3 protein-coding genes are annotated in these 3,593 nt (G+C 56.6%); 1 reads left to right on the top strand and 2 read right to left on the bottom strand.

Annotated features, from left to right (window positions below; all coding sequences use genetic code 11):
• Positions 1–230: 230 nt before the first annotated feature.
• Positions 231–848, bottom strand: a complete 618-nt coding sequence (locus AC221Y_RS21935) for a hypothetical protein (protein WP_486708439.1) — start codon at positions 846–848, stop codon at positions 231–233.
• A 312-nt stretch (positions 849–1,160) separates the two neighbouring features.
• Between AC221Y_RS21935 and AC221Y_RS21930 the strand changes: the two genes are divergently transcribed.
• Positions 1,161–1,733: a DUF6512 family protein gene (locus AC221Y_RS21930; protein WP_486708440.1), complete on the top strand. Its 573-nt coding sequence runs from the start codon at positions 1,161–1,163 to the stop codon at positions 1,731–1,733.
• A gap of 66 nt (positions 1,734–1,799) precedes the next feature.
• Here AC221Y_RS21930 and AC221Y_RS21925 read toward each other — a convergent pair.
• A partial coding sequence (locus AC221Y_RS21925) for a cation-translocating P-type ATPase (RefSeq protein ID WP_486708438.1) occupies positions 1,800–3,593 on the bottom strand: 1,794 nt, incomplete at its 5' end.

Raw genomic sequence — 3,593 nt, 5'->3', positions numbered from 1 at the left:
GCTATGAAAGTCCTACGCATTTCAGCCGTGACTACACGCGCAAGTTCGGCGTGCCGCCGAGCAAAGACCTGAGGAAGACTGTCTTGGTACATTCGTAGCGCGTGGCTGACTTTGTCAGCGTCTCAGCAGGGGGGCGTAGCGGACCTTGGCCGCACTGACCGGGACTGTCCGCTCCGCGGACAAAGAAGAAATCGCCTCACCCTCTGGTGAATGCGATTTCCTGATGCCAGTCAGTTTCCGGCGCGCTTCATCATCATCTCGTGGACAGCCTGCATACCGCGATCCGCCATGTCGGATACCTCGGCCGCATGGGTATGCAGCGCGGCAATAACTTCAGGGTCGCTTGCGGTCTGCACCACGACAATACCCTCGTCCGTAATTTCGATTTCGGATTCTATGCCGTCTCCACGCTCAAAGAAGATGTCCAGCGTGGGGCTTTGAATGAAAATCTGGGGATCATCGAGGCTGGCCACGCGGCCAATCATGCCGGTGACGTGGCTGACCAGGTTTGCCATCACATCGTTATCAGAGGACCGTGTTACGGTGCGAATGCCGTTGGGCAAATTGGTGACCTCGCGGGTGATCGTATCGAAGTTGCGGAACATGACGGCCAGTTCGGCGCTTTCTTCTGCGGTCGCATTTAGCCCCAGCAAACCGGGCATGTTCACTTCATCATGACCCGTGCCATCCGCACCATGCAAATGCTTTCCCCCGCCTGCATGGTCCGCCATCTGTGCCATAACTCCGTACCGCGGAAAAATCGAGGCCCCGGCTGCCAACACCAGAATTGCTGCAAGGCCAACAACGGCCTTGCGCCGGCCGCCATATTCAAAACCAAACCACGCCATTCTTTCCCCGATCCTTGCTGCTGAGAGCTCTTCACCCCGTGAGTTGTTAGATTTAGGGTAGCCGGGTTCGGATTTCCATATGATTCAGATTATGTATCGATTGCTGCGGAAAAGTTCGTGGCGGATGGCCCCTCAGACAAAATACTTCAAAAGGAGTGCCGAACCTGCCTTGCCGAAAGCCCTATCTGCATTGTCTTTTCCGAACGTCCGCCATGCGGACAAAGCTGACCGTCGCGTTTCGGTCAATCAACGGCCGCATTGAATCTCCGGGTGACCGTGATAGAGATCGCATGCATACTGCACGCGTTAGTCATGAACGCACGCCACCAACATAACCAACAGAACAAGACTTTGTTTCGGTCAGAATTGACCGGAGCCGTCTTCATGATCACCCTCGGCTCCTCGCTGCATTTTGTGTTTGACTGGTCTGGAGGTTGTACACCTCTTGCACTGGTAGCGGCAGTCAATGAGTCTATATGGGAGCACCTCAAGTTAGCTTTCTGGCCGGGTGTCCTTTGGGGCGCCGTCATGCCTGTTAGGTCCGGTTTTCACCGCATAGAAATCTTTGCAGTGAAGGGTGTCAGCCTGCTGATCTCGGCTGGTTTGATTGTATTGGTCTTCACCTCCTACACGGCGATCCTCGGAAAAAAACTGCTCATGTTCGATATTGGCACATTCGTGTTTGCCATCCTTGTCGGCCAACTGCTTTCAGCTTGGTTGCTGGCTCAGGGAAATGGCTGGCGGCGCTGGCTGTTTATGCCCGGGCTTGTGCTTGTTGTGATGCAACTGGCGGCCTATAGCCTTTTCACATACTTTCCGCCCGACCATTGGCTTTTTATCGAAACACACAGCGGCCTCAGGGGAATAGAGTCCAATCAAAAGTAGCAAGATAGCGGCCTGTACACCGGTGGCGGCAAGAGGCAAAACGGGGGTTCTTTGACAATGGCTTTTTTACCACGACAGCCAGCGCAACACGAACGGGTTCCGGCGGCGAACGAAGACCCTGCGCAACTCGTCACCGGCAAGGATGGCCAATGCAAACGGGATGGTCAACATCAGGTGCCAGACCTCCAGCGGGGCGGTGCCGAAAAAGGTATTAAAAGCCGGCAAGTAGCTGATGCAGGCCAGAAACAGCAACTCGAAGCCGATCCCGAACAGAACCAGGTGATTGGACCAGACGCCGACTGTAAACAGACTTTGCGTACGGGTTCTGCAAATGATGACGTCGGCAACCTGACAGATGATGATCGCTGCGAAAAAACCTGTGATCGCGGTTCGATACAGAGGGTCCGAATTGGCCAGCTCCTGACCCCATTCCCAGCCGCCATTGTAGAGGATCACAAAATAGGCAAAGAACCCCGCCGCAGCCTGCATCATCCCTACGATGCCATAGCTCATGAGCAGGAGGTTTCCGCTCAGAAGGCGCTCGTTTCTTGGTCTGGGCTTGCGCTTCATGACATCCGTCTCGGGCTTTTCCGCGCCCAGTCCCAGGGCGGGCAGAATATCGGTCACCAGATCGATCGACAGGATCAGGATTACCGTCAGGGGCAACGGAATATCGAGCAGCACGAAGGCGATGAAGGGCAGGATTTCGGGGATATTCGAGGTCAGGATATACGCGATGAACTTCTTGATATTGTCAAAGATCGTGCGGCCTTCTTCGACGGCGGCGACGATGGTTGCGAAATTGTCGTCCATCAGCACCATGTCGCTGGCCTCTTTGGCGACATCTGTGCCCATAATGCCCATCGCCACGCCCATGTCCGCGTTCTTAAGAGCCGGCGCGTCGTTCACACCATCGCCTGTTACCGTTACGATCTCTTGATTGGCTTGTAACGCCTGAACCACCTGCATCTTTTGCGCCGGCGCGATCCTGGCGAAGAGTATCTCTGGTTCGTCCCGCAAAATGGCCTGCAGTTCGGCGTCGCCCATGTCAGCCAGCTCATCGCCCTGAACGACGCGTCCATGTTCGCCCATAAGTCCGATCTGCCGGGCGATTGTCTTGGCAGTCAGCCCGAAATCTCCAGTCAGCATGATCACGCGGATGCCCGCCGAACGGCACCGTGCCAGCGCTTCGGGAACCTCGGGCCGCGGCGGGTCGATCATCCCCGTAAGCCCGAGGAACACATAGCCTTGCTCAGGTATTTCGTCGCGCAGGCAGGGACGGGCAGCAAAGGCCAGCCCGCGTTCGCCCCTTCCTGCCAGCTTGCGATACGCGCTGATCACCTCGGCGCGGCGCTCTTCGTCCAAAACGTATTCGCCGCCATCCAGAACGATCCGGTCGCACATCTCCAGCACCACCTCCGGCGCCCCTTTCAGATAGGCCTGCGGCCCGTCGCCGGCATCCGCCACCGAGATCATCCGCTTGGTATTTGAATTAAACGGCTGCTCGGCAATTTCCTCGACATTGCGCAAGGCGGCCACATCCGCGTGATCGCGGGCATAAATCAACAGGGCACCTTCGGTCGCATCGCCGGCATAGTCGTTCTGGTCTGTAAGATAGGCATTGTTGCAAACGCACATGACCGCGACCAGTTTATCGAAGGCAGGAGCGCCGTCGATCAGCATGTCATCGACATGATACTCCTGTCCGCCCGTCACAACGGTGTTCACGCCCAATCGGTTCTGGGTCAGCGTGCCGGTTTTGTCCGTGCAGATCACGGTCGTCGAGCCAAGCGTCTCGACGCTTTCCAGGTTCTTGATCAGCGCGTTCTTCTGCGCCATCCGGCGGCTTGCCATCGTCAG

It is taken from the genome of Boseongicola sp. (assembly GCF_057460485.1).
The sequence above is the reverse complement of the archived record's forward strand: the minus strand, read 5'-3'. Positions and strand labels throughout refer to the sequence as shown.